At 51.5% G+C, this 1,546-nt stretch carries 1 protein-coding gene; it reads right to left on the reverse strand.

The genetic code is table 11. The annotated features are described in order from the left end of the window. Positions 1-740 precede the first annotated feature (740 nt). Positions 741-1,217, reverse strand: coding sequence for a helix-turn-helix domain-containing protein (locus F2S13_RS29070; protein ID WP_000469298.1), 477 nt, complete (start codon positions 1,215-1,217; stop codon positions 741-743). Positions 1,218-1,546: the final 329 nt, after the last annotated feature.

Raw genomic sequence — 1,546 nt, forward strand, 5'->3', positions numbered from 1 at the left:
TCGCGATCTCCACGTTCAACAGCTCGATCATGTTTTTGCCGTCCGTTCACCGTTAAAACGCCTCAGAAATCGGGACAGGATGTGGGAATGTCTGACCGCGCACGCGCACTCAGACATTCCCCACCTGGTCAGGGCTTCACCCCGACACCCCGCATCCGTGCGTAAGTGCTCAATGTAACTTCCGGTTCTCTTCCGCTTCCTCGTCGATTCGCTCGCTACGCTCGGTCATCGACTTGCGGCGAGCGGGATCACCTCTCGCATGTTGTCGGTTATCCCGTTGTTGTTCTTTCGGGGATGAGTCGTCAGATAGCCCTTCAAACACGCTCAGAAGCTCTCAGACGCACGAAACGGGTTTAAATGCCCGCCAGGGCATGGAAGGCGCGAAAAACGCTTACAGAGGCTCTCAGGAGGTCAGGCGCGCCGATACCCCTAACCAGGGGCTTTCAGGTCGCTAGGAACCGCGTCAGCTCCCTGCAAAGCCTATTTGCACGGCACAGGCAGCTATTCGGCTGGTTGGTGGTCGTAGACCATCGGTGTTACAGCGATGGGGGTCTGGGGTTCTCCCCAGACGGTTTCCGGTTGCGCTCAAGGCGCTGCCGGAACCGTGGCGGCGCGGTCGTTCTGGGGATCGGGGAGCAAAAACACGCAAGGGATTTTGAGGCGGCAAAAGAGCAATGCAGGATAGACAATCATGGTCAAAACGTTAACACGTAGCCCCTGATTGTCCGCCTGCCGCTGGCTCAATTTGAAAACATGGCCATGATTCGGCGCTGAATATCACCGTCTTTGTTGACCAGTGTTTTAGTGACAAACGCTGCATGGTTTTTCGTAGTGTTGTATCCCTTCCAGACTTCATGTGGATCGAGGGCATACGCACAAACCTTACCAGCAACGGGGATTCTAACTAATGCATTTTTTGATTCTAAGTAATTGAGCCACCGAATAATTGTGCTTCTGCTAACTCCAAGTTTTTCAGCTAGGAATTGCTGATCCGCAACGACAGCGCCACACGTAGGATCGATATGCTCCGCTAAAAATGAGTACAGCTTCAGTGCTGATATGCCTTGGCTATCCTTCAGCAGCTCTCGAACGCGTTCCCAACCTTTTGGGGATACCTGTGTAAACCTTGAATTCTTCTTTGCTTCTTCGAGATCCTCGGTGTTTTTCTTTGCCTCATCTGAAAGTTGTTTCAGTCGTTTTTCTGAATCAATAAACATGATTTTTTCCCTCTGAAAATCCCATGCACTAACGTTGGTTCAAATCTAAGCCATCATGACACATCTGTGCAACACCTTGTTGCGTGTTGTCGCATCCAGGATGCGACAACGTTGTGTCACCCTGGATGCGACAGGTAAACAAAAAACACACTAAAAAAACAACAACTTACAAATCGGCGTAAAAGATCTATTCTAGGCAAGGGTGTTGCGCGCAACGCAACGCCCTTTTGGGGTGTCGGGGCGAAGCCCTGACCAGGTCACGTAGCGATAGCGGAGTGTATACTGGCTTACTCCTCTGCAAGCCTCGTCAGCCATGATTTTGCCCGATT

Origin of the sequence: Pseudomonas akapageensis (genome assembly GCF_011355085.1) — a bacterium.
Classification (GTDB): domain Bacteria; phylum Pseudomonadota; class Gammaproteobacteria; order Pseudomonadales; family Pseudomonadaceae; genus Aquipseudomonas; species Aquipseudomonas akapageensis.

Coding starts and splice junctions, on each gene's coding strand:
- F2S13_RS29070 (WP_000469298.1), bottom strand. CDS start 1,217: ATGTTTATTGATTCAGAAAAACGACTGAAACAACTTTCAGATGAGGCA.